This window comes from Paenibacillus sp. FSL R10-2748 (assembly GCF_038005565.1).
In the GTDB taxonomy this organism is placed as follows: Bacteria; Bacillota; Bacilli; order Paenibacillales; family Paenibacillaceae; genus Paenibacillus; species Paenibacillus polymyxa_B.
Map to the genome: position 1 here is coordinate 160,481 of NZ_JBBOTK010000005.1, position 22,888 is coordinate 183,368.

Consider the following 22,888-nt stretch of genomic DNA (forward strand, 5'->3'; position numbering starts at 1 on the left):
CCGTACGGACCAAGCATTATGCTGCTGAAAGAAAGCCGTAAGGGAGCGTTCCAGACACCAACAGACAACAAAAGGGGGGGATCGGATTGAATCGCGCCAAGTCGTCGCAATGGCTCCAGCAATGGATTTTTGTAGGGCCGTCGACGTTATTTTTCGTTATCATTATTGTAATCCCTTTTATGCTCGGAATGTACTATTCTTTTACAGAGTGGAATGGGGTAGCCAATGAGGCAAAGTGGGTCGGGCTGGATAATTTCAGTCACATTTTATGGAATGATGACAAATTTGGGACAGCGTTCTGGTTTACGGTCCGTTTTACGGTGGTAGGAGTGGTGGCTGCGAATATTTTTGGCTTTCTGCTGGCGTACTTTCTAACCAAACCGCTGAAAACAAAAAATGTACTGAGGACCATCTTTTTTATGCCTAATGTGATCGGAGGTCTGTTGCTGGGCTTTATCTGGCAGTTTATTTTCGTCAAGGGATTTGCAGCAATCGGAGAGAGCACGAACTGGTCCTTCTTCAACCTGTCCTGGTTGGGAGATGAGATCACGGCCTTCTGGGGCATTGTCATCGTGTTTATCTGGCAAACTGCCGGGTATTTGATGGTTATTTATATCTCTTCCCTAACCAATGTGCCCCGCGATATGCTGGAAGCAGCCGAAATTGACGGAGCAAGCCGGATGCAAATTTTGCGGTCGATTATACTTCCTTTGATCATGCCTGCCGTTACGGTTTGTCTTTTCCTGGCGATATCATGGTCATTCAAAATGTTCGATCTCAATTTGTCACTGACCAAAGGCGGTCCCTTCGGGTCCACAGAGTCGGTTGCACTCAATATTTACAATGAAGCGTTTGTGAATAATCGATATGGACTGGGAACAGCTAAAGCACTCATTTTCTTTATCATTGTTGCTCTGGTTACGAGCCTTCAGGTACGACTGACGAAAAGTCGGGAGGTGGAAGCGTAAATGGAAACAAGCAAGCGCTACCGCTTTGGAACATGGGCGACCGAGATGGTGATGATCCTCGTCGCATTGTTATTCCTCGTCCCGTTTTACTTTTTATTCGTGAATTCGGTCAAAAGCTTTGGTGACCTGCTCACCGATTCTGCGGCCTGGCCACAAACCTTTGTATGGAGCAACTATGCTAGAGCGTGGAGCATCACGCGTTTTCCCGAAGCTTTATGGAATTCACTCGTGGTTACGGTAGTTAGTAATCTGCTGCTCGTACTGATCAGCTCAATGGCAGCTTACCGAATGGTCCGGCGTCCGACGCGTTATAATCGAGTGTTGTTCAGCCTGTTCGTAGCTGCCATGGTCATTCCTTTTCAATCGGTGATGATTCCTTTGGTCAAGGTTGTAAGTACATTGGATTTAATGAACAGTATAAGTGGTCTGGTAATCTGTTATCTGGGATTCGGAGCTCCAATGTCGATCTTTCTCTTTCATGGATTCGTCAAAGGTGTGCCAGTCGAGGTGGAAGAAGCAGCTACGGTGGACGGCTGTACGCCTTACGGAGTGTTTTTCCGAATTGTGTATCCGTTGATGCTACCGATGATGGTAACTGTTATTATTTTAAATACGCTCTGGATTTGGAATGATTATCTCCTTCCTTCTCTGGTACTGCAAAAGGCTGAACTGCGCACGATTCCGATTGCTACCTATGCCTTTTTTGGACAATACACGAAGCAGTGGGATTTGGCTTTGCCTGCTCTGGTGCTGGGCATCTTGCCTGTCATCGTATTCTTTCTGGCCATGCAAAAATATATTATACAAGGTATTATGGCTGGTTCGGTCAAAGGTTGAGTGTGGGATGAGCTGAAAATGTACACGGTGGCCACTCCGCAAACGGATGGTGCTTACCATCGCTGTTGCCTCCAGATTCCCCTGAATAAACGAATAAAGGTGGGAATCTAGAGACAAAGGCGAGCGCTATCGCTTGTTCAGCACCATTCCGTTTTCCGTTTGCTCCGTTTCTACATGAATTTTTCGAGTTCATCTGATATGAATTTAGAATAGAAAGGAACATGAAAATGAAAACGCATACTTTTAAAAAGAAAGCTCAAGCACTAATCTTGCTCCTCGCGGCCTTTGCCCTGGTTTTGGCAGGTTGTAACAGCAGTGGCGGACAAAACGCAGGCAAAGAGGAAGTGAAGGAAAAAACAATTCACATTTTTCAGTTTAAGGTAGAGATTGCAGAAGCGCTGAATCGCATGAAGGCGGAATATGAAGCGTCTCATCCAGGGATCAAGCTCGACATTCAGACCGTGGGCGGGGGCAGTGACTATGGTGCGGCGTTAAAGGCGAAGTTCGCCTCCGGGGAGCAGCCGGATATTTTTAACGTAGGAGGTTACCGCGAGCTGGATACGTGGCTGGAATATTTGGAGGACCTGTCTGACCAGCCTTGGGTTGGCGATGTGGTGGATGTCGCCAAAGAGCCGATGACCAAAGACGGCAAGCTGTATGGCCAGCCGATGAATCTGGAGGGGTACGGCTTTATTTATAACAAGGATTTGTTCAAGAAGGCGGGGATTACGGAGACCCCTAAAACATTGTCCGAACTGGAGGGAGCTGCGCAAAAGCTCCAAGCTGCAGGGATTACTCCATTTTCTAATGGATATCAGGAGTTTTGGGTGTTGGGCAATCATTTGCTGAACGTGGCATTTGCCAATCAGCCAGACCCTTCGGCCTTCGTTAAGGGACTGAATGATGGAACTGCAAAGATTCCGGGCAACGCTGTATTTGCCGAGTGGGTTAAGCTGTTTGATCTGACAATGAAGTATGGCAATTCGAAGCCGCTCACGACCGATTACAACACGCAGGTAACGAACTTCGCCACTGGAAAGGCTGCCATGATGCAGCAAGGGAACTGGACTCAGGTCCAAATTGACGGTATTAATCCGAAGCTGAATCTGGGTATTTTACCTATGCCGATTGGTGAAGACGCAACAGCCGGAGATAAGCTGTTTGTAGGTGTCGCCAACAACTGGGTGGTTAATAAAAATTCGACTGTCAAACCCGAGGCGAAGGAGTTCTTAAACTGGATGGTGACATCCGAGCAGGGTAAAAAGTATATCACCAAGGAATTCAAGTTTATTCCAGCATTCAAGAGCATCGAAGGGGCAGAGGCTGATATGGGCCAACTGGGTGCGGAAGTGGTGAAATATAGTAAGGAAAACAAACTGTTGGGCTGGTTCTTTAGCCGCTATCCTGAAGGAGCACAGCAAGAATTCGGAAGTCAGATGCAAGCCTATGTGGCAGGTAAATCGGATGCTGGGAAGCTATTCGAGGATTTCCAGAGAACATGGGATAATTTGAAGACCAAATAATGAACAAAAGCACGCGATAAAGCCTTCATATTTCAGGAAGATTGCATGATCCTGAAATATGAAGGCTTTTCTGTAAACAAAATTATAAATGGTAATGGAGCAGAGCGATATCCCCGCGGCGTTCTATTTCTTTAAGCTTAAACGTACTTGGCAGCGATCCTTCTGGAAATAACGGTATTCCTTGTCCAAGCACTTTGGGAATGATCGCAATGATAGCCTTCTCCAGCAGTCCAGCTTGTAAGAAGGCCCGGACTAACTGGCCTCCACCGACTAGCCATACCGCACCTTCCGATTGTTCTTGTAGACGTGGAACCAGTTCAGTCAGAGCTTCGTCCGTAAATGTAACATGTGGCGTTTGCTGTTGCTCCGTTAATGCTCGTGTGAGCACATAGCATGGCTTGCCAGCATAAGGGAAATCATCTGAGAGCTTCAACACTTCCTCATACGTCAGCCTGCCCATCAGCACTGTACCTACGGTGTCGTAAAAGTCGGCATATCCATTGTCCCCGCCATCCCCTTTAACATCATACAGCCAGTCCACCGAACCGTCCGGCAAAGCTATATACCCGTCGAGACTCATGGCAATATACAGCACAACTGCGTTTGATTTCAAATCCTCCATAGTTCATTCACTCCTTTCTATTTCCTAATGTTACAATGTATTTATGACATCCTATGTCGTAGTTAAACGGTCATTTTAAATTAATTTTTGAATCGAGGGGTACCTTATGAACGAACGCAGGATTGCTCTTATGAGGATACTGGATTCCCGAAAAAAATATACGGCGCGTGAGCTGGCTGAACGTTTTGGTGTCTCCGTCAGGACGATACAAAGAGATCTCGACTATTTGCAGCAGACCGGGTTACCCCTTTATACCGAAATGGGTCCTCATGGCGGGTATCGGGCACTCCCCAATCGGCTTCTTCCTCCCCTCCATCTTGCTCGCGACGAGGCTCTGGGTCTTTTCCTCATGCTGCAACTGTTGGAGAACATTCCAGATATCCCTTTTGGCTCGGTTCGTGGACATTTATCCGAGCATTATTATGCCGAGCTTCCACAGGATGTGCAGGACAGTATCGATCAATTAAAGGAGTACATTTCTTTTCGTATGCTGCCGACTCACGCAGAGTCACCCTACACCTCAATCATTTTGGAGGCTGCGCTGAATAAGCGCCGGGTGAACATGCATTACCGCTCGGTTTCCGGTGAAAAGTGGACCGAAGTATATCCGATTGGACTGTATTTTGATCACGGATATTGGTATATGCCAGCGCACAGCAGAGATCGCATCATTCTGTACCGTTCAGATCGGGTGATCACAATAACGATGCTGGAGGAAACCTTGGACAGCCTTCCCACACTTCAGGAATGGTTGGCTTCGGAGGATTCCCGTATAGGAATTCCAACCAAAATAAAATTTACCGCATTGGGTGCCAGGCTGGCCGGATCAGATGCTCTCTTCCAAAGTGTCTCCCATCAAGAAGGGCAGGGTCAGGAATGGCAGGGATATATTCCGGTCGAAGAGTTTAGATATGTGTCCCGACTTTTGCTAAAATACGGGCCAGAGGCCGAGGTCATATATCCGAAAGAACTGCGGATGAGGGTCAAGGAATTGCTGCAAGACAGCCTGAACCCTTATCTGAAGGATGCAAAAGCGGATGATGAAGAAAAAGACAATTAATCCTGTAAATTGATTCTCTTATTTATAGTTAACCACATGAATATTTAAGGTTATTAACTTATGACTTTCCATTTATTTTTGTGATAAAGTTTTGAAAAGAGCCCGTTTTCGTATATGATGAAGAGTAATAATTCAAAAGGCTGGACGGGAGACAGATATGAATCAACCGCTTTATGGAATATGGCTCGGAGATGTGTTTTTTTGCTTTTCTGGTGAGACGTCGGAACCACGTATCGATGCGTGGAGCAGTGTAATCCGCAGGCTGACGCTAAAGGGAGACCTTCGGCCGTTTCGGCAGGCTGCGTTGCGTCTTGCTGAGGTACGGATACCGAACACTGCTCGTGTGGAAACCGCGGGCAGAGGTGGCAAAAGACGTTCCATGCTGGGGCGTACATTGGAGGGTTTGGCGCTGGAACCGCGCGAGACGATGGCACTGTTGACCCGCATGGACGAGAAGGGCTGTGCGGCATCGGGCATTACGCTGGGCGAGGAAATGCAATATTGGCAAAAAGCTGCTTATTTCGCGCTAGAGCTGATGCAGCGGGGCGAAATTGCGCCATCGCTTACAGAGGCGCGTCCATCGGGACCGCGCCGTCGTGGTCCGGAAGCGGCTATCGGGGTGTGGATTCCTCGACTGTGTCAAGAGGAGGACATACGCCGCTTTTATGAGCTGGCTGCTGCAATGCCGGCTGTTTGTATGGCGGCTCCGGCTGTTTTTGCGGGCAAGGAGCCTGAAACACGTGAGGATGCAGCAGGAATCGTGCTGTACTCCTTCTTGTGTGCGGTCATCCATGCGGAAACGACCGCGGTGCTGGCAGCCTCAGACCGTGAGCTGGGCCGATATCGCGCAGAGTATCGGCGCGGAGGATCGCCGCTGGCAGAGCTGTGGTGGAACAGTCTGCTGACAGGTTCCCGCCCGGTGGCGATTCAGGGAACGCCCGCGGAGATGGAGGAGCTGGTGCTTCAAGCGTCCTCTCTTGAGGGAAGCGCAATGCCTGTTACGGAACGGGAAGACAAGGAGCCGATAGAAGGGCAACTGCGGTTGTGCCTTCGTTTGGAGCCTTCGCTGGAAGAGAGTGTGCAGGAATGGCGCATTACCTTTTGGGCAGAAAGCGATGCTGAGCCGGGGTTGCGACTGCCTGCTCTGGCACTGTGGGCGCATCCTGAACGTGATCTGGTTCGAGGCGGAATTGTATATCGTCAAGTGCAGGCGCAACTGTTAATGAGGCTCGGACAGGCGGCTGAAGCGGCACCTATATTGCAGGAAGCGTTGAACCGTCCTTATCCCGAGGGGCTGACACTGGAGCCAGAGTTGTTCTTCCGCTTCCTGACGGAAGCCGTTCCTGCACTACAAAAGAACGGTATCACCGTGCAAATGCCTTCACGCTGGAGCCGGGAGGGCCGAAGACGTGCAGGCTTGCGGCTCAAAATGCGTTCGACAGAGCAGGGTGCCAAGCCAGATGGTGTGATTGCCGATACATCGTCTGTCGGCATTAACCGCATGATTTCGTTTGATGCCGAGGCTGTGCTGGGTGATACGATTTTGACGATGGAGGAACTGGAAAGCATCGTCGCGGCCAATTTGCCGTATGTACGTCTCGGAGGGGAATGGATCGAGGTCGATCCCAAGGAAATCCGTCAGGTGCTGCGCTTTATCAAGCGCGGGGAAAACGGTGAGATGAGCTTGTCCGAATGGATGCATCTAGCTGCAGAAAATGAAAGTGCAGGCGAGGCCTCATGGAAGGGCTTGTCCATCTTTGGCGCGGAATCCGCCGGATTGCTTGCGTCCTTGGCTGAGGGCGGCGTACTCCGTTCGGTAGAGCCACGGCCTGTGCCGGAGACGCTGCATGGCGCATTACGGCCCTATCAAGAGCGCGGCTTTCAATGGCTGGCTGCGATGCGTGGATTGGGCTTTGGCGTCTGCCTTGCGGACGACATGGGACTTGGTAAAACGATTCAAGTCATCACCTGCCTGCTCGACGGTGGCATCGGCGCAGATGATCAACGTCCGGCGTTGATCATCTGTCCGACGTCCTTGCTTGGCAACTGGCAGCGCGAGTTGAAGCGCTTTTCACCGGATTTGTCACTGTATATTCACCATGGCAACCAGCGACTCCACGGCGAGCTGTTTCAGGAAAGTGTACGTGAGTATGATATCGTCCTCACTACCTATCATTTGGCGGGCCGGGACGGCAGCGATTTATCTGCGGTATACTGGTCGTCCATCGTGTTGGATGAGGCGCAATATATAAAAAATGCACGAACAAAGCAAGCACAAAGCGTCATGAAGCTGTCTGCTCCACATCGGATCGCCATGACGGGTACCCCGGTAGAGAATCGGCTGAGCGAGCTGTGGTCTATTTTTCAATTTCTGAATCCAGGTTACCTCGGTACGGCTTCTTCATTCCGCCAGCGTTACAGTCTGGCAGGAGAGGAGCGGGGGTCCGCGTTGCGTGAGCTTCATCGCCTCGTCTCCCCGTTCATGCTGCGTCGTCTCAAAAGCGACCCAGATATACGCAAGGATTTGCCAGAGAAGCTGGAGTTGAAATCCTACTGTGTACTGACACCAGAGCAGGCCGGATTGTATCGGGGCGTGGTGGATCAATTATTGGGAACACTGGATGGGCAGATCGGTATGGCTCGCAAAGGGCTTGTTCTATCTTCGCTGACCAAGTTGAAGCAGATTTGTGACCATCCGGGTCTGATCATTCCGGGCCGGGCTGATAGTGGTAAAACTGAAAACTCGGGCAAAATGGAGCGACTGCTGGAATTGGTAGAGACGATTCGCGAGAACGGCGAATCGGCGCTGATATTCACCCAATATGTGTCGATGGGAGAATTGCTGGTCTCTCGTTTGGCCAAAATCTTCGGGGAAGAGCCGTATTTTCTGCACGGAGGACTGGCGAAAACCAGACGTGATGAAATTGTTCACAACTTCCAGCAGGGAGAAGGACCAAATATATTCGTACTTTCCCTGCGTGCAGGTGGCGTGGGCCTGAACCTGACACGCGCCAGCCATGTCATTCACTATGACCGCTGGTGGAATCCTGCAGTGGAAAACCAGGCGACGGACCGCGTATTCCGTATTGGTCAAAGCCGCAATGTACAAGTGCACAAGCTAATTTGCCAAGGTACGCTGGAGGAGCGGATCGACGAGCTGATTGAGAGCAAAAAGGCACTTTCCGAGCAGGTTGTCGGCTCCGGTGAACATTGGCTCACCGAAATGTCTGATGATGAATTGCGCGGTCTGATTGCGTTGCAAAATGATGTATGGATTGAGTGAGCAGAGAAAGGATGAAGGCGATGACGAGGCCGCAAGTGAAGCTAAAAGTAACTGACGGTCAATGGATAGCGGAATTAGACGGAAATGGGTTGAAAGGCGAATCAACGGGTGTACCTTCCACACATGCTGTCCAATGGACTGGCCCAGCGCCTGTACTGAACCCCGAACAGAGGAAGGCATGGCTGGAGCAGCTAAAAGCAGATCCTTTGGATATCTACCATTTTTTGCAAGGGGAAACCTGTCTATCGCTGGATGAGATCGTTCAGCTAGCAGCTGAGACAGCCACTTCTAGCATGGAGGATGGCGTGGGTGTAGTCGACGATGTGAAGAAAGCTCTTCAAGCCGGTCTGGAAAGCGAGCCGCAGACCTGTCTGGAACTGATCGGAATGTCGCGGGAAGAGCTGCTGGAGTACGTATTTAGTGCTTGGGCCGGAGAGTTATCCCATGTGCAGGGGACATCCCCCGCGCTTGAGTCTACCTCACGGCCAGAGGGCGGACGTAGCGGATCGGCAGCGATTAGCGAATGGATTGCAGAGTCTGCGGCAGAAGGAGCATTGCATCGTCCCGGTGCGAGCTTTCACGCGATTGAGATTCGTCTGCCGCAGAAGCTTGCTCCTAAGAAGGAAGCGGATATTACGGCTTTGCTGCCGGGTTTACCCCGTGCGGAAGAGGCATTGAAACTCATACGTGAACGGGTAGCTGAGCGGGCCCGAGCTGCAATCCCGCAAAAACGTCATACTCCGTAACAATTCGGGTATATACTTCCTTTTTCGAGTCTATTCGCCTTCATCGAACGGGATAATGGCTTCGAAGAGTGCCAAAAGTTCAGTTACAATGGGGAAACGGAAAAGTGACGGCAAGTCATGCATCAATTGCAATATTGGAGGAGATACCAGCATGAAACGACATATACAACAGACGCGAGCATCTAAGCGCTGGACCAAAGCACTCATTCCAGGGCTGATCCTGCCAGGGCTATTACTGGCAGCCTGCCAGCAGGGAGGATCAGGTGGACAGGAAAGCGAGCCGTTGAAGTCATCTACAGCGGTACAGGAGAATGTACAGCCTTCCGCCCAGCCGGATACGGGCAATGGCAGCACTAGCGCTGGACAAGCCTCTGCAGGTACAGAAAGTGGACAAGCCGACCCTGTGATGGCGTTGCGGAGCCAGAGTGCGCTGCAAGCCACGGTTAAGCAAGAGGATGGAACCGCGATCGTCACTAATGCGACTTCTGATACAGTCGTTGTGAACAAAAAGCGCAGCTTGCCTGTAGGCTATGTCCCCGATGACCTGGTGGAGCCGCAGGTGCCATTTTCCTTCGAGGGACCGCATGAAAAGCGGCATTTGCGTAAGGAAGCGGCAGAGGCACTGGAGAAGCTGTTCGACGGTGCGGAAAAAGCCGGCATTGAGCTGCGTGCGGTATCGGGATACCGTTCCTATAAGCGTCAGGTATCTATTTTCAACAACAATGTAAAGACAAAGGGGCAGGAATATGCCTCTAAAGTTAGCGCTGTACCGGGTACGAGTGAGCATCAGACAGGATTGTCCATTGATGTATCCAGCCCAAGCGTAGGTAATGTGCTGGAGCAATCCTTCGGAGCTTCCAAGGAAGGCGAATGGCTGGAAAAACATGCACCGGAATACGGATTTATTATTCGTTATATGAAGGGTAAGGAAGATGTAACCGGCTATGTGTACGAGCCTTGGCATATCCGTTATGTGGGAATAGACATTGCGGAGGATGTAGCCAAGCAGGGGATGACGCTGGAGGAATATTTCGACGAGAACAATATCAAGCTGTAGCAGCTAAAATCAAGCCGTAATCCTAGGGATTGCGGCTTTTTGTCGTGTTTTTCTTCCAAATTGAACCTTTTCAAGGTAGAATCTCGTATAGTGAACGACGACAGAAGCGCTTTGATTTGTTGCAAACCTCATGACAGAAGCGTACAGGAAGGGAAGGGAATCATCATTTATTATTCATTAACGTATCGCGAATGGTCGGAAGACACTCAAAAGGAACTGCGCAGCCTGACACGGGAATCCGTATCGGGAGATGAGCTGTTTCTACGCAAGCTTGTAGACGCTACGCGTCTCCATGACAAACTATGGTCGCATATATCGAATGAAAGTGAGGAACATACGGATCATTCCGTCTATGTGACTGAATTTACAGGGGAACGTGCAAAGCCTTACGGTGCCTCCATCACAGACCTCGTGCTTGCCAGTGAGGGAGGTTACACTTCCACATTCAGTGCAATGTACTGGATATGGCATGAACCTGCATTCCGTAGTATGGATCAGCGGGAAGGTTCAGTATTTACTTTGGAGTTGGCCCAACGACTATTAGATCACTATACAGTACTGGGTGGCAAAACATATGAATTTATATATTCGGTACTGGACCCTCAGCTGAAAAAGGTACATCTGTTTGTGAAGGAGGTCGATCTGTGATGGAGCATTCTTGGGAAAAAATGAAATCCAAGCCCGGCTCTCGTACACGGATGGCGGCCTTTGCCCTGATGTTGGCTGTCCCGGCCGCTCTGACGGGTTGCGGTGACGACGAGTATTATGACTGCGATGAGCTTCCTGTATCGGAACAAACGGCGTGTCGGGATTCAGGCAGCAGCGGGTATTACTATGGTGGATCGACATATTATAGTGGAGGTTCCTCATACCATAGTAGTCGTTCATCTTCCAGTTCTTACCGCAAAAGCTCATCCTCATCTTCCAGCTCACACAGCGGTTTTGGCAGCAGCGGCTCACGCAGCGGCTTTTTCTCTGGGGGTTAAGATGAGCATGCGTACGATTCGGCAATTGCCTTATGAACATGATGAGCTTTTTAAGGGTGAAATCAGCCGTAGAATTCCGTATCATCGCATGTATGGTAAATCCTATTGCGTGCCAGCCTTAACGGTATATCGGGAAAGCGAGCTGGCAGAGCTTCAGACTGCTTCTGAGGCGGTACATCGTATTTATCGCAAGGTTCAGCAATTCGTCCAGCGCTATATGCCGGATGAATACCTGGTGGAACGGTTGGGGATTCATCCAGGCTTGCTGCGTGCTGCACGAATGGAGGCCGAGCCGGATGGGATAACCCGCCAGGACTGGATTGTGGGGGAAGCGGGTATCAAGTGCATAGAGAATAACACCGATACCCCAACCGGGATTCCCGAGGTGGCTTATCTCGAAGGAAAGCTGCTGGAGGTGCTGAGTAGGGATGGAATATCGGCGGATGACAATGCATTACATGGACCCTCATCTGGAATGGACGAGGCGATTCAGTCTGCCTTGACGGAGTTCATTCATTTTTATAGCAATAAGGGATTAGGAATAAAGGTGTATTTCACTTGCTATGACTGGCACATCGAGGATCAGACGAACACCAAGTATATCATGCATTTATGTGAACAAGCCGGGTTTGAAGTGGTTTATGCGCCTTTGGAAGAACTGGAGATTATCCCGAATGAAGGATTGTATCACCGGGGAGAGCAGATCCACATTCTCTATCGCCTGTATCCGCTGGAATATCTAATTGATGACCGGGAGGAGGATACGGGGCTTGAGGTGGGGCAGGCGCTAATGGATATGGTGGCAGACGGGAAAATAGGATTAATCAACCCGCCGCAGCATATCATTACCCAGAGCAAAGGGTTCACCGCAACCGTGTGGTCGCTATATGAGCGCAATGAGCAGACACCAGAGTTTTGTGGTTTTCGTTTGTTTGACGATCGCGAGCTGGAGGTGATACGAACCTACCTGCTACCTACGTATTTTGAACCCTCGGTGTTTATGCAAAATAAAGAGCCTTATGTGGCCAAAGGTATATGGGGGCGGGAGGGTAAAGGGACGCACTTGATTGAACATCCTCAATCCGAAAAGATGCTGAAAGGTGCTTTGGGAGAGGTTGAACCTGCGCAGACTGACAACCCTGATCTGCTTCACCAAGCTGATGGTCCACGAACGCCTGAGCAGGAGGAAGCCGCACATATTGCCGCTTATTACGAGGGACAGCCTAAGATTTATCAGCGGCTGTGGCCGATGCAGAGCGCAGAGGTACAGACCGAGGAAGGGCTATTTCACGGCTATGTGCTGACAGGCATATTCGTGATCGGGGGGCGTTTTGCGGGTGTCCTGCCGCGAATCGGTGAAAAGGTAACAGGTGATATGGCCTATTATTGCGCCGCCGCTGTTGCCACCGTACCTCCTAATCCGCCCGTTATATAAGCTGAATTAAAAAATGTACAATATTCGAACATATCTGTTATTTTCACAAGTGAGGATTTTGCAAAATCCTGAGGTATCATAAGGAGGAAGAAAATTGGACTCTCATATCAGTTTGGGCAACGCATTGGGCAATGTAGGTATCGGCCTGCTTATCCTGTTTGCCATCTTAATCGTAGGTTATTTTGTGTTCAGCTTGCTGACACGTTATAACGATAATCAAGAAATCGCACGCGGCAATGAGGCGGCAGGCATCTATATGGGTGCAAAGCTGCTAGGTCTGTGTATCATCGTGGGAATGGTGTCGTACAGCAGTCATTCATGGCTAGATATGCTGACCTGGTCGGCTGTGGGCATTGTAGTGCTGTGTCTGGTCTATGTGATTTTTGATCTGGTGACGCCGCGTACCAAAGTGTGCGAGGAAATTGCCAACGGCAATGTGGCTCTGGCACAGCTGCTGCGCTCGGTCATCGTCGGGGTGTCTTTTGTGGTAGGTACATTTTTGATGTAGTCGATATAGAGAAGGAATACCAAGGATCTGCAACACCGGACAACGGAGCTGCAGATCCTTTTTTATGGAACATTGTATTCACTGCCCGGCATCAGACTGTTGAATTGAAGGTTGTGACGATCACTTCCTGTGGTGACTATTCTACAAAGCAACGGGTGATACTGCATAGCAAAAAGGAATTTGCTACAGAGTTCAAATCAAATTGAAGAGAAGGGAATTCTGAACATATGAGTACCTCCACCTCCCCAACCAAACAAGTTCGGATGGGTATCATTGGCCTGGGTCTGATCGCTGAATATCACATGAGATCACTGCACACCATCTCGGGGGTATCTATTGTGGCCGTTAGTGATGTGAATCCCAATCGCCTTCAAGCCATCGGAGAACAATTGCAACTACCTGCTTCCAAGCGGTACGCCCATTATGAAGCATTAATCCGTGACCCAGAGGTAGATGCGATTCTGTCGCTGACACCCAATGATGTGCATTTTGACATTATTCGTATTGCGCTGGAAGAACACAAAGCTGTACTGGCAGAAAAACCATTGACTCTCACATGGGAAGAAGCGGATCAGTTGAAAAAGCTATATACAGCGAATCCGGTGCCTTTGCTGGTTCACTATAAGCATCGCTACGGGGCGGCCTTCCAATATACCAAGCAACTGCTGGATGAGCAAAAGCTGGGTAAAATCTATAACATTCAATTTCGTTATCTAATGGATGCATTTGCGCCGTATCGTCAGCATCCATATACATGGCGTCACAATTTAGCCAAGGCTGGTTCTGGAGTAGTGGGGGATACAGCCTCACATATCATTGATCTGGCCCGTTTTTTGGTGGGTGAATTTAAAAGTGTCGCAGCGCTGTTACATACCATTACACCTGAGCGGTTCGATCCGATCACGGGTCTGCCTGTAAAAGTAAATGTGGAAGATCTTGCTGCCTTTCATGGCATCGTAGGCGACAATACCGTGGGAACCTTTATCACTCATAAAAATGCCATCGGCATACGGCACGATATCGAAGTCGATATCTATGGAGAACTTGGCACACTGCACGCCAGCCTCAATAACCCGGAAAGTATCCGCATCGTGCTGCGTGACCTGGAACACCCGGGTGCCGAATACGAGACTTGGGCTGTCCCTGTAATCTATAATCATACGGCTTATGAAGATTTTGTTGAGCTGGCAAGGGGAAAGTCTGTGGATCGTGCTCCCTTATTCGAGGACGGCTACAAAAATCAGTGGGTACTTGAGAAAATACTGCAATCATGGAAAGAGAATGGACGTTTAGTAGAAATGTAGGGGATGTGAGGGGAGTCGCTGAAATTCCAGCAATGACAAAGAGTATAAACATGCTGTGACCCGCAAGAGGGTTCCTTTGAAGAGCAGCCATCTTGCGGTTTAGCAATTCAATATATTCTGTAAATTCATCATTTTGGCATCGCCACGCTTATATCACTTCAAAATAAGCCTGCCTCAATCTTTTCAATAATGGTCAGCAAGAAGGATTCAGCTAAGCTGTTTTTCAAAATAGCTTGCTTGGCTTCCTCCAGTGTAAACCAACGTGCTTGATCTACCTCCGTACTAAGAACATCCAACTGATCGTCATTCACAATGGATACAAAATTCAGCATCAGTGTATTGCTTCGTTCAAAATACTCACTGCGCATATATTGATACTCATCGACTTGTAATCCTACTTCTTCCTTAACTTCACGCACCAATGTCTGCTCTGCGGATTCACCCTTGCTCACATAACCTGCCAATAAAATGAAGCCCTGAATATTGTACTGCTGTATGAGCAGCACCTTATCTCTTTGACTATTCAATACAGCGGTACTGATCGCAGTGCTGAATATCGGGAAACGAAAGACCTGACATGTATGACAAAAGGGGATAGGGCCCTCGCCTTCACACTCCTTCACTATCAATTTTGTTCCGCATTCATAGCAATATTTCATGTAAGCGCCACCCTTGTATCACATTTTTAAAATTGTAAATGTTGCTTTTAATGCCGTGTTTGTACTGCAATACTCATCATCTTAATTCTACGATCACTGTTCTGTCTACGGACGCTTTATTTCTTCTCTTGGTCTTTATCCCTTTTCTTGCTGCGTTTTTGCCCGTCTAGCCCCAATCAGCCGCCAGCCTGTTAACAATGCCGCCACAAGACAGATGGACGCGGACGTCATAAAGACTACATGCATGCCTGCCAGAAAAATTTCTGGATGACCCGGGACCAAGCCGGTGACCCGATAACCAGCCTCTTTACTCATAATATAAAAGAGGATGGAAGTAGCCAAAGTGATCCCCACAACCATACCGACGTTGCGAACCAGCGAATTGACACTCCCGGCTGAGCCGAGCTGTGTGCGGGGTACCGTGGACATAATCAGCGAGTTGTTCGGCGATTGGAATAAACCACTGCCAATGCCCAGCATGGCAATCCACAGACCCACGAGCGGGATGGAGCTGCCTGCATGCAGTTGGGCCAATCCAATCTGGGCAATGACCATAACGACCAGCCCGGCGAATGTAAGCAGTTCAGATCCGATTTTATCGGAAAGCGCACCGCTGAGAGGGGCCACAATAACCATCGAGATGGGGAGTAGCATCAGCAGGAAGCCGGCATGAAAAGGCGACAAGTTCAGCATATTCTGCGCATAGAAAGGCGAAATGATGTTAAAGCAAAAGTTAGCGACGAACACCAGAAAAGCACACAAAATACTGAGCGAAAATAACGGATTTTTGAATAGCGCGAGCTGTAACAGCGGCCCAGAACGACGAAGTTCCAACCTAATGAACATGGCAAAAGCAATTACAGCCACCACCAGCGAAGCAACGATACGTTTGTCTCCATACCCGACCTGCTGTCCCAGCAACAATCCGACGAACAAAGTGAGAATAAAAATAGCAAACACCAAGCTACCGGGAACGTCAATTTTATCTTTCACCTTGATCAGATCCTTCGGCAAAAGCTTCCAGCCAAGAAAGACAGCGACCAGCCCTACCGGTACATTGACCCAGAAAATATACTGCCAGCCCAGCGACGAGACAATAATACCGCCCAAGCTTGGCCCGGCGATACTACCCAGAGAAACGAAGGTTCCAATGAGGCCAAGCGCTTTGCCCCGTTCATTGGACGGGAAGATATCTGTCACGATCCCCTGGCTGTTCGCCATGGTCATGGACGCTCCAAACGCCTGAATAATACGGGAAATCAGCAGCATAGAGAGCGAAGAGCTAAGACCGCACAATAGGGAGCCAAGAATGAATACGATTGTGCCGATTTTGAATATTTTGATTTTACCAACGATATCTCCAAGCTTGCCAAAAAATAAGATAGCGGTACATATCGCCATTAAATAGGCGGTTGTCACCCATTCAATCTGTGCCACGGGTAAATGTAACGTGCGAGACAACACAGGAAGAGCGATATTGACGATGCTTCCATCCAATGTGGACATAAATGTAAACAGATTCAAAACAATTAAAATCAGCCAACGTTTCTTCTGGACGTCGATATTCTCTTGATAGGTTGTAGCCGTTATAGCAGTTGAACTCATCATTACACCTCGTTATCGTTAACAATTTCTATTTAGTTGCACGCGCAACTAAATGAACGGTTCTAGTGTACAGCAAATTAGTTGCGTGTGCAACAATGTTATTGTAAACTTTGCTTTGGTCCCAACTGGGGATGTGTCATTTTTAAGCCAATGAGGTGTATTTGATGAGAAAAAAACAACCGATTGGAAAGCTAATTTCCCACCTGTACCGTCGTAATCAAAAAATATTGTCCAAAAAACTGACTCCTTACGGAATCGGCAGTGGAGGACAACACAGCTTTTTAAAGCTCATTTTGCAGCGGCCGGGCATTACACAAGAGCAGTTGACGAATGAACTTAAATTTGACAAGGCAACCACGGCACGCTCTGTGAAACAATTGGAGGAATCAGGCTACATTGAACGGAAAACAGACCCAAATGACCGCCGTTCCCATCTTTTGTCTCCTACGGCCAAGGCGCTAGAATTTTCCCCTGTCCTACAAGGAATATTGGACGAGTCCAATGTCAGCCTTGTCTACAATCTATCCGAAGAGGAAGAGGAGCTTCTTATCGATTTACTGCAAAAAATTAGTATAGACCCTGACGAATAAACAAATCAGGAGTTAGCCAGAGGATCGTGGCAGGTAAAAGAAAAAGCAGCCCTCACAGAGGATACTCTGTGAGAACTGCTTAATGCCACGTCATTCAGTCCAAGCCAATTCCTTTGAACGCATGTATGACTAATTGTCGCACATAGGAATCGTCTAATGGATAACCGGTTACCAACAATCGATAAAAAACCGGCCCGTAAATGAGATCGATACATAATTCAATATCGAGATTTTCCTTCAATTCTCCGCGCTCTATTCCGCGCTCAATAAGAAGCCTAGCCTCAAGTCGCCGAGGGTGGAAATATCGGGTCCGGTATGCCTCTGACAATCCTGAATCAAGTTGCCCTTCGCCTATTAACTCTGTAATGATTTTACCCTCTCGGCTTATTAAGAACCGCACTAAATTCGTGGCATGAATGAGAATGTCATCTAATACACAACCCGTGTCGGGCACGGGCAATCTTGCTATGGTGGCTGACAGGAAACCATCCATTACTACTGCAGCTTTGTTAGGCCACCATTTATAAATGGTGGCTTTGCTAACTTTCGCTCGCTCAGCAATTTTTTCTACCGTCACCGCCCCAAAGCCTTGCTCCAACAGTAGATCATAGGAAGCGTTAAGGATAGATTTTTGCGTCTCGACATTACGTGGACGTCCTCTTTTGCTCTGCACTGGAATGCTCACCTTCTTAACGGATATAAGTAAACGCGAAAAATAAACTATACGTTCAGTATATCAAATATTATGTGAAATAAAAAAGTTGATTTCGCCTATTTACAAAACGAAACGTTCAGTATATTATTTGATTATCGAATTAATGAACTATACGTTTAGTATTTAAATTAATGAGGAGGATTATCATGCAAAGAGAACAACAAGCCTTAGAAAGTAACCGTATCTCAAATTGGATGATGTTTTTGTTGGCAGCCGCATGCGGCCTTATTGTTGCCAACCTGTACTATGCTCAAACCCTTGTAAGACCTATTCACATTGCTATGGGTCTTTCTTCTACAGCAGCGGGCTTCATTGTCACCTTGACTCAAATCGGTTATGTGGTGGGATTGCTATTTATCGTACCGCTCAGCGACATTATTGAAAATCGACGGCTCATGGTCATATCGCTAATCATCACAGTCTGTGCATTGGTTGTTGCCGCTTTTGCCACCAATGCCCCGTTGTTCCTGACCGCATCCTTATTCATTGGAATTGGATCTGTGGTAGCCCAAATACTGGTGCCGTACGCCACCTATTTAGCATCCGAAGAGCAGCGCGGCCGCGTTGTTGGGAATGTCATGAGCGGACTCTTGCTAGGCATTATGTTCGCACGGCCAGTAGCAAGCTTTATCACCAGCATCTGGGGATGGCAAGCCGTATTTATTTTGTCAGCCATTGTCTTGACGCTGTTGACGATTCTGCTCTCGCGAGCTCTTCCAGAGCGCAAGCCTGTGCCTACGGTATCTTACAGTAAATTGATTTTCTCGTTAGGCACTCTTTTAAAACAAACGCCTGCATTGCGTCGCCGTGCCCTCTATCAAGCCTGCCTATTTGGGGCCTTCAGCCTATTTTGGACTGTTGTTCCTTTACGATTGGCGGATGATTTCGGAATGTCTCAACAAGGGATTGCATTGTTTGCTTTGGTAGGCGTAGGCGGTGCAGTAGCTGCTCCGATTGCCGGGAGATTGGCTGATAAAGGCTGGAGCAAAGGTTTAACCGGGTTAGCTATGATCATTGCAGCCTTGTCTTTTTTGCTCATCTATCTTTTTCAAAGTCATTCGACCGTTGCGCTCGTACTTCTCTTTATTTCAGCGATTACACTGGATATGGCTGTATCGGGAAACCTTGTACTTGGACAACGTGTGATTTACTCCTTGGGAAGTGAAGCGAGAGGGCGTTTGAACGGATTATTCATGTCTATTTTTTTCATAGGCGGAGCGATTGGATCATCATTAGGGGGTTGGTCGTATGCGTTAGGAGGTTGGAATTTCAGTTCTCTGATTGGAGTCGTCCTGCCTGTACTGGCTTTGCTGTACTTTTTCACTGAGAAAGAAACGAGTGGAGACGTGCGAAAGAGACAAACCACCTGATAGAGGTCAGCTTTAAGCTATGCCGTACGCAAAAACATAATGATTAAAATGGCTGTTCCCAAGAGAAAACAAAGGGGCGAGTAGAGCACAGTGTCCCACTTTGCAAAAACAGTTCCTTTTTTTCTCTTGAAAAGCCCTACCCATTTGAAATCTCCTATAGAACGTAAAATAAATACGCACGACAACAAGCCTGCACCGTAGGAATGAAAGGTACTGAAAAACAGGAATTGTGTAACTCCACCTAGTTCTAGTACGAACCAAGCGGCTAAAGCTAGTAGAATAGCTACAATTGATGTCCCTATCTTGGAGGGCTCAAAGAGCAAAGCCGTTCCTGTGCTTGGGATCGCTGCCTTTGCACCTTTTTGTCCGCCGAATACCCAATATAGATGCATGCCGCTCAGTACCCATAGAATTCCGCCAACTGCCCATGTAAGTAACTCCAACATGTGGCATCCTCCTTAATTGAATTAATTCGAAATCCACTCTGTCCAAATCATGTGAATATGCTGTTGAATGGCTTCGTCACTTAACGTCTCTTGCTTGTGACGCTCATACCAACCTAAGTAGTAATGGTACAACATCCATGATTTCTGAACGGCTTTCTCTGGTTGCATTCCCTTCTGTATTAAAAGCTGCTTCATAAACTCCATTCTCATCTGTTCGACTTCATTGAGTAGGGAATGGTAACTATCATCCTTCAATGACAGTTTTCGCAGATAAAACAGAAAATCTCCTCGTTTCGTCTTCCCGAACATCTGGGTTAACAACTCTCTGATCCGCTCATCTGCGGCAGCATGGATGATGGACGCTGCAATAACCTGTTGTGTCGTCTGTTCCTTCCATGTCTCCACAATCTGTCTAATGTAGCTGCTGCGATTGTTAAAATACCAATAAAAACTGCTCTTACTGCACCCTAATGCAACGGCCATTTTCTCAACAACAAGTTGATCTATTCCACCCTGTTCAAAACGTTCGATTCCTTTCTGAATCCATTGTTCTTCTGTGACAATAATTTTAGGCATCTCTCCTTCTCCCTTTCTGTACGGTATCGTCTAGATAAGTATATATTATAGTGTTTTTAGAGCTGTGTAAATATGGGCACATGAGCTCCCTTAGCTAGCTGATGCATAGGAGGCATGAACTTACATAAACGCCCACTTGAAATACCTGCGAATTTGATCTATAATGCTGTAGCATATAGTGATATTCAAGGCATTGACCAAAGACATGATTTCCTTGAAGGGCCGTTCAGAGAGAAAAGACGAGGCTGAGAGCTTTTCCGGCAACCGCATGTGAAGTTACCCCTTTGTAGCCGTGACGTTGAACATGTAGCTGTGCAATCTGGCAGTAACATCAGTAAGCGCCTACCGCTTTATCCCCGTTAACGGATACCAATGGAGGGTCACGCATGTCGTGCATGAGTATGTTCCGATGAACATAAATGTACGCACAGGAGCGGGCCGAACTAGGGTGGAACCACGAGCTGAACGCACTCGTCCCTTGAGGGAGAGAGGCGTTTTTTTGCGTTCAATTTTGATATAGCACACAATTTGAAATGGAGGCTTTAATCGTGAGTATTCAAGTGAAATTGCCGGATGGAGCCGTACGCGAGTACGAGCAGGGCGTAACGATCGCCGACGTGGCGGGTTCGATCAGCTCCGGGCTGAAAAAGAACGCAGTAGCAGGTAAAGTGAACGGGAAGGCTGTAGATCTGAACACCGTTTTGGATCAGAACGTTGACCTTGAAATTATTACGCTGGACGGTGCAGACGGTCTGGAAATTTACCGCCACAGTACAGCGCATTTGCTCGCTCAGGCGCTCAAACGCATTTACGGTGAGAAAAACGTGAAGCTGGGTATCGGTCCGGTCATCGACAGCGGCTTCTACTATGACATTGATATCGAAAACCCATTGTCCGTTGACGACTTGGCCAAGATCGAGAAGGAAATGACGAAGATCGCACAGGAAAATCTGCCGATTACACGTCGTGTGGTTAGCCGTGAGGAAGCCACTCGTATTTTTGGAGAGTTGGAAGATCCACTGAAGCTGGAACTGATTCGTGATTTGCCGGAAGAAGCGGAAATTACAATCTATGATCAAGGCGAATTTTTTGACCTGTGTCGTGGCCCGCATTTGCCATCTACTGGCCGCATCAAAGCTTTTAAACTGTTGAGTGTAGCGGGCGCATACTGGAGAGGCGATTCCAACAACAAGATGCTGCAACGTATCTACGGAACAGCATTCCCGAAAAAAGCACAACTGGATGAGCACCTGCATTTGCTGGAAGAAGCGAAAAAACGCGACCATCGCAAGCTGGGTAAAGAGCTGGAACTGTTCATGTTCTCCGAAGAAGCACCGGGCATGCCGTTCTACCTGCCTAAAGGTATGGTTGTCCGCACTGCATTGGAAGATTACTCCCGTGACATTCAACGTCTGCATGGCTATGAGGAAGTACGTACACCGCTGATGATGAACAATCGTCTGTGGGAACAATCGGGACACTATGAGCATTACAAGGAAAACATGTACTTCTCCGAAGTGGATGAAACTACATTTGCTCTGAAACCGATGAACTGTCCAGGGCATATGCTTGTGTTTAAAAATGAGCTTCACTCCTACCGCGATCTGCCAATTCGTATAGCCGAATTTGGACAAGTGCATCGCCATGAGCTGTCCGGCGCGTTGAACGGTATGATGCGTGTTCGTACATTCTGCCAGGATGATGCGCATATTTTCGTCACACCAGGTCAGATTGAACAAGAAATTACAGACGTGATTAAGCTGATTAACGAAATGTATAGTGTGTTTGGCTTTGACTTCACAGTGGAATTGTCCACACGTCCAGATGACTTTATGGGCGAGCCAGTGCTGTGGGATCAAGCGGAACAAGCTCTGCAAAACGTGCTGGATCACCTGGGCATCAACTACCGTATTAATGCGGGAGATGGAGCATTTTACGGTCCAAAAATTGACTTCCACATTCTCGATGCGCTCAAACGCAGCTGGCAGTGCGGAACGATCCAATTGGACTTCCAAATGCCTGAAAAATTCGACCTCACTTATGTGGGCGAGGACAACCAGAAGCACCGTCCAGTCGTTATTCACCGTGCCATCTACGGTTCGATTGACCGCTTCATGGGCATCCTGACTGAGCATTTTACAGGTGCATTCCCATTGTGGTTGGCTCCTGTTCATGCGAAGCTGTTGCCAGTATCCGAGAACTATATCGAGACTGCCAATGAGATACAGGATGCGTTGCTGAAAGCAGGTCTGCGCGTCGAAGTGGATACTCGCAATGAGAAGCTTGGTTATAAAATCCGCGAGGCGCAATTGGAGAAGGTTCCATATATGTTCGTTATCGGGGAAAATGAAAAAACAACCGGTACTGTAGCGGTTCGTAAACGCGGCGAAGGCGATCTGGGATCACTCAGCATTGCGGACATCGTAGAGAAAATCAGCACAGAGATTCGCGAGAAGCAGTAATATTTGATCGAAAAAATGTGTGAAAGAGCCATCAAAACCATGATGAACGTGGTTTTGATGGCTCTTTATTTATACCCAATACATAAGAATCCAGCGTAAGAATGAACCATAGTTGTTGCAGCCTCGACTGAATTCT

22 protein-coding genes are annotated in these 22,888 nt (G+C 48.1%); 16 read left to right on the forward strand and 6 right to left on the reverse strand.

The window, feature by feature from the left end; all coding sequences use genetic code 11:
- Positions 1–86: 86 nt before the first annotated feature.
- The 3 genes from NSS66_RS16820 (at position 87) to NSS66_RS16830 (ending at position 3,328) form a co-directional block, all read left to right on the forward strand.
- Positions 87–968, forward strand: a complete 882-nt coding sequence (locus tag NSS66_RS16820) for a carbohydrate ABC transporter permease (protein WP_023986790.1) — start codon at positions 87–89, stop codon at positions 966–968.
- The gene (locus NSS66_RS16825; RefSeq protein WP_025721894.1) at positions 969–1,805 is read left to right on the forward strand and encodes a carbohydrate ABC transporter permease; all 837 of its coding nucleotides are present in this window, start codon (positions 969–971) and stop codon (positions 1,803–1,805) included.
- Positions 1,806–2,032: 227 nt separating this feature from the next.
- Positions 2,033–3,328, forward strand: a complete 1,296-nt coding sequence (locus tag NSS66_RS16830) for an ABC transporter substrate-binding protein (protein ID WP_023986792.1) — start codon at positions 2,033–2,035, stop codon at positions 3,326–3,328.
- 82 nt (positions 3,329–3,410) lie between these two features.
- On the opposite strand, the gene NSS66_RS16835 is transcribed toward NSS66_RS16830, so the two are convergent.
- Positions 3,411–3,950, reverse strand: a complete 540-nt coding sequence (locus tag NSS66_RS16835) for a dihydrofolate reductase family protein (RefSeq protein ID WP_076158769.1) — start codon at positions 3,948–3,950, stop codon at positions 3,411–3,413.
- 106 nt (positions 3,951–4,056) lie between these two features.
- Between NSS66_RS16835 and NSS66_RS16840 the strand changes: the two genes are divergently transcribed.
- The 9 genes from NSS66_RS16840 to NSS66_RS16880 all read left to right on the forward strand — a co-directional run bounded on the left by NSS66_RS16840 (position 4,057) and on the right by NSS66_RS16880 (position 14,329).
- The gene (locus NSS66_RS16840; RefSeq protein ID WP_076158766.1) at positions 4,057–5,010 is read left to right on the forward strand and encodes a helix-turn-helix transcriptional regulator; all 954 of its coding nucleotides are present in this window, start codon (positions 4,057–4,059) and stop codon (positions 5,008–5,010) included.
- Positions 5,011–5,167: 157 nt separating this feature from the next.
- Positions 5,168–8,293 carry a DEAD/DEAH box helicase gene (locus NSS66_RS16845; RefSeq protein WP_340959421.1) on the forward strand — a complete coding sequence of 1,042 codons (3,126 nt, stop codon included), beginning with the start codon at positions 5,168–5,170 and terminating at the stop codon, positions 8,291–8,293.
- A 20-nt stretch (positions 8,294–8,313) separates the two neighbouring features.
- The gene (locus tag NSS66_RS16850; RefSeq protein ID WP_076158760.1) at positions 8,314–9,039 is read left to right on the forward strand and encodes a phosphoribosylglycinamide synthetase; all 726 of its coding nucleotides are present in this window, start codon (positions 8,314–8,316) and stop codon (positions 9,037–9,039) included.
- 151 nt (positions 9,040–9,190) lie between these two features.
- A complete protein-coding gene (locus NSS66_RS16855; protein WP_076158757.1) occupies positions 9,191–10,096 on the forward strand; it encodes a M15 family metallopeptidase in 906 nt (301 codons plus the stop codon).
- A gap of 90 nt (positions 10,097–10,186) precedes the next feature.
- Positions 10,187–10,744, forward strand: coding sequence for a hypothetical protein (locus NSS66_RS16860; RefSeq protein WP_226887799.1), 558 nt, complete (start codon positions 10,187–10,189; stop codon positions 10,742–10,744).
- Positions 10,744–11,082, forward strand: coding sequence for a hypothetical protein (locus NSS66_RS16865; protein ID WP_023986799.1), 339 nt, complete (start codon positions 10,744–10,746; stop codon positions 11,080–11,082). The genes NSS66_RS16860 and NSS66_RS16865 overlap by 1 nt, the downstream gene beginning before the upstream one ends.
- Before the next feature lies 1 nt (position 11,083).
- Positions 11,084–12,517: a glutathionylspermidine synthase family protein gene (locus NSS66_RS16870; RefSeq protein ID WP_340959422.1), complete on the forward strand. Its 1,434-nt coding sequence runs from the start codon at positions 11,084–11,086 to the stop codon at positions 12,515–12,517.
- A 94-nt stretch (positions 12,518–12,611) separates the two neighbouring features.
- Entirely contained in the window at positions 12,612–13,025 is a 414-nt protein-coding gene (locus NSS66_RS16875) for a DUF350 domain-containing protein (RefSeq protein WP_023986801.1), read from the forward strand.
- Between the two features lie 227 nt (positions 13,026–13,252).
- Complete coding sequence (locus NSS66_RS16880; protein ID WP_076158751.1) at positions 13,253–14,329, forward strand: Gfo/Idh/MocA family protein; 1,077 nt, start codon at positions 13,253–13,255, stop codon at positions 14,327–14,329.
- A 158-nt stretch (positions 14,330–14,487) separates the two neighbouring features.
- On the opposite strand, the gene NSS66_RS16885 is transcribed toward NSS66_RS16880, so the two are convergent.
- Positions 14,488–14,988, reverse strand: coding sequence for an NAD(+) diphosphatase (locus tag NSS66_RS16885; protein ID WP_076158748.1), 501 nt, complete (start codon positions 14,986–14,988; stop codon positions 14,488–14,490).
- A 135-nt stretch (positions 14,989–15,123) separates the two neighbouring features.
- Positions 15,124–16,593 (reverse strand): MFS transporter, encoded by a 1,470-nt coding sequence (locus NSS66_RS16890; protein WP_023986804.1) that lies wholly within the window; start codon positions 16,591–16,593, stop codon positions 15,124–15,126.
- A 164-nt stretch (positions 16,594–16,757) separates the two neighbouring features.
- Here NSS66_RS16890 and NSS66_RS16895 point away from each other — a divergent pair, with 164 nt between their 5' ends.
- Complete coding sequence (locus NSS66_RS16895) at positions 16,758–17,183, forward strand: MarR family winged helix-turn-helix transcriptional regulator (protein WP_023986805.1); 426 nt, start codon at positions 16,758–16,760, stop codon at positions 17,181–17,183.
- A 94-nt stretch (positions 17,184–17,277) separates the two neighbouring features.
- On the opposite strand, the gene NSS66_RS16900 is transcribed toward NSS66_RS16895, so the two are convergent.
- Positions 17,278–17,856: a TetR/AcrR family transcriptional regulator gene (locus NSS66_RS16900; RefSeq protein ID WP_023986806.1), complete on the reverse strand. Its 579-nt coding sequence runs from the start codon at positions 17,854–17,856 to the stop codon at positions 17,278–17,280.
- Between the two features lie 188 nt (positions 17,857–18,044).
- On the opposite strand from NSS66_RS16900, the gene NSS66_RS16905 reads away from it, so the two are divergent.
- Positions 18,045–19,268 (forward strand): MFS transporter, encoded by a 1,224-nt coding sequence (locus NSS66_RS16905; RefSeq protein WP_340959424.1) that lies wholly within the window; start codon positions 18,045–18,047, stop codon positions 19,266–19,268.
- 17 nt (positions 19,269–19,285) lie between these two features.
- On the opposite strand, the gene NSS66_RS16910 is transcribed toward NSS66_RS16905, so the two are convergent.
- Together NSS66_RS16910 and NSS66_RS16915 are read right to left on the reverse strand one after the other, a co-directional pair.
- Entirely contained in the window at positions 19,286–19,714 is a 429-nt protein-coding gene (locus NSS66_RS16910) for a DUF3995 domain-containing protein (RefSeq protein ID WP_071559378.1), read from the reverse strand.
- Between the two features lie 21 nt (positions 19,715–19,735).
- Positions 19,736–20,290: a TetR/AcrR family transcriptional regulator gene (locus NSS66_RS16915; protein WP_076158745.1), complete on the reverse strand. Its 555-nt coding sequence runs from the start codon at positions 20,288–20,290 to the stop codon at positions 19,736–19,738.
- A gap of 114 nt (positions 20,291–20,404) precedes the next feature.
- Between NSS66_RS16915 and NSS66_RS16920 the strand changes: the two genes are divergently transcribed.
- Together NSS66_RS16920 and thrS are read left to right on the forward strand one after the other, a co-directional pair.
- Positions 20,405–20,539 carry a hypothetical protein gene (locus NSS66_RS16920; protein WP_256715626.1) on the forward strand — a complete coding sequence of 45 codons (135 nt, stop codon included), beginning with the start codon at positions 20,405–20,407 and terminating at the stop codon, positions 20,537–20,539.
- 299 nt (positions 20,540–20,838) lie between these two features.
- Positions 20,839–22,752 carry a threonine--tRNA ligase gene (thrS, locus tag NSS66_RS16925; RefSeq protein ID WP_053324540.1) on the forward strand — a complete coding sequence of 638 codons (1,914 nt, stop codon included), beginning with the start codon at positions 20,839–20,841 and terminating at the stop codon, positions 22,750–22,752.
- Positions 22,753–22,888 lie beyond the last annotated feature (136 nt).

Bases quoted from the DNA above. Each gene is read 5' to 3' on its own strand.
- NSS66_RS16850 (WP_076158760.1), top strand. From the start codon at position 8,314: ATGACGAGGCCGCAAGTGAAGCTAAAAGTAACTGACGGTCAATGGATA.
- NSS66_RS16885 (WP_076158748.1), bottom strand. From the start codon at position 14,988: ATGAAATATTGCTATGAATGCGGAACAAAATTGATAGTGAAGGAGTGT.
- NSS66_RS16880 (WP_076158751.1), top strand. From the start codon at position 13,253: ATGAGTACCTCCACCTCCCCAACCAAACAAGTTCGGATGGGTATCATT.
- NSS66_RS16870 (WP_340959422.1), top strand. From the start codon at position 11,084: ATGAGCATGCGTACGATTCGGCAATTGCCTTATGAACATGATGAGCTT.
- NSS66_RS16920 (WP_256715626.1), top strand. From the start codon at position 20,405: ATGAACTTACATAAACGCCCACTTGAAATACCTGCGAATTTGATCTAT.
- NSS66_RS16915 (WP_076158745.1), bottom strand. From the start codon at position 20,290: ATGCCTAAAATTATTGTCACAGAAGAACAATGGATTCAGAAAGGAATC.
- NSS66_RS16845 (WP_340959421.1), top strand. From the start codon at position 5,168: ATGAATCAACCGCTTTATGGAATATGGCTCGGAGATGTGTTTTTTTGC.
- NSS66_RS16840 (WP_076158766.1), top strand. From the start codon at position 4,057: ATGAACGAACGCAGGATTGCTCTTATGAGGATACTGGATTCCCGAAAA.
- NSS66_RS16830 (WP_023986792.1), top strand. From the start codon at position 2,033: ATGAAAACGCATACTTTTAAAAAGAAAGCTCAAGCACTAATCTTGCTC.
- NSS66_RS16890 (WP_023986804.1), bottom strand. From the start codon at position 16,593: ATGAGTTCAACTGCTATAACGGCTACAACCTATCAAGAGAATATCGAC.
- NSS66_RS16825 (WP_025721894.1), top strand. From the start codon at position 969: ATGGAAACAAGCAAGCGCTACCGCTTTGGAACATGGGCGACCGAGATG.
- NSS66_RS16865 (WP_023986799.1), top strand. From the start codon at position 10,744: ATGGAGCATTCTTGGGAAAAAATGAAATCCAAGCCCGGCTCTCGTACA.
- NSS66_RS16895 (WP_023986805.1), top strand. From the start codon at position 16,758: ATGAGAAAAAAACAACCGATTGGAAAGCTAATTTCCCACCTGTACCGT.
- NSS66_RS16855 (WP_076158757.1), top strand. From the start codon at position 9,191: ATGAAACGACATATACAACAGACGCGAGCATCTAAGCGCTGGACCAAA.
- NSS66_RS16835 (WP_076158769.1), bottom strand. From the start codon at position 3,950: ATGGAGGATTTGAAATCAAACGCAGTTGTGCTGTATATTGCCATGAGT.
- NSS66_RS16910 (WP_071559378.1), bottom strand. From the start codon at position 19,714: ATGTTGGAGTTACTTACATGGGCAGTTGGCGGAATTCTATGGGTACTG.
- NSS66_RS16905 (WP_340959424.1), top strand. From the start codon at position 18,045: ATGCAAAGAGAACAACAAGCCTTAGAAAGTAACCGTATCTCAAATTGG.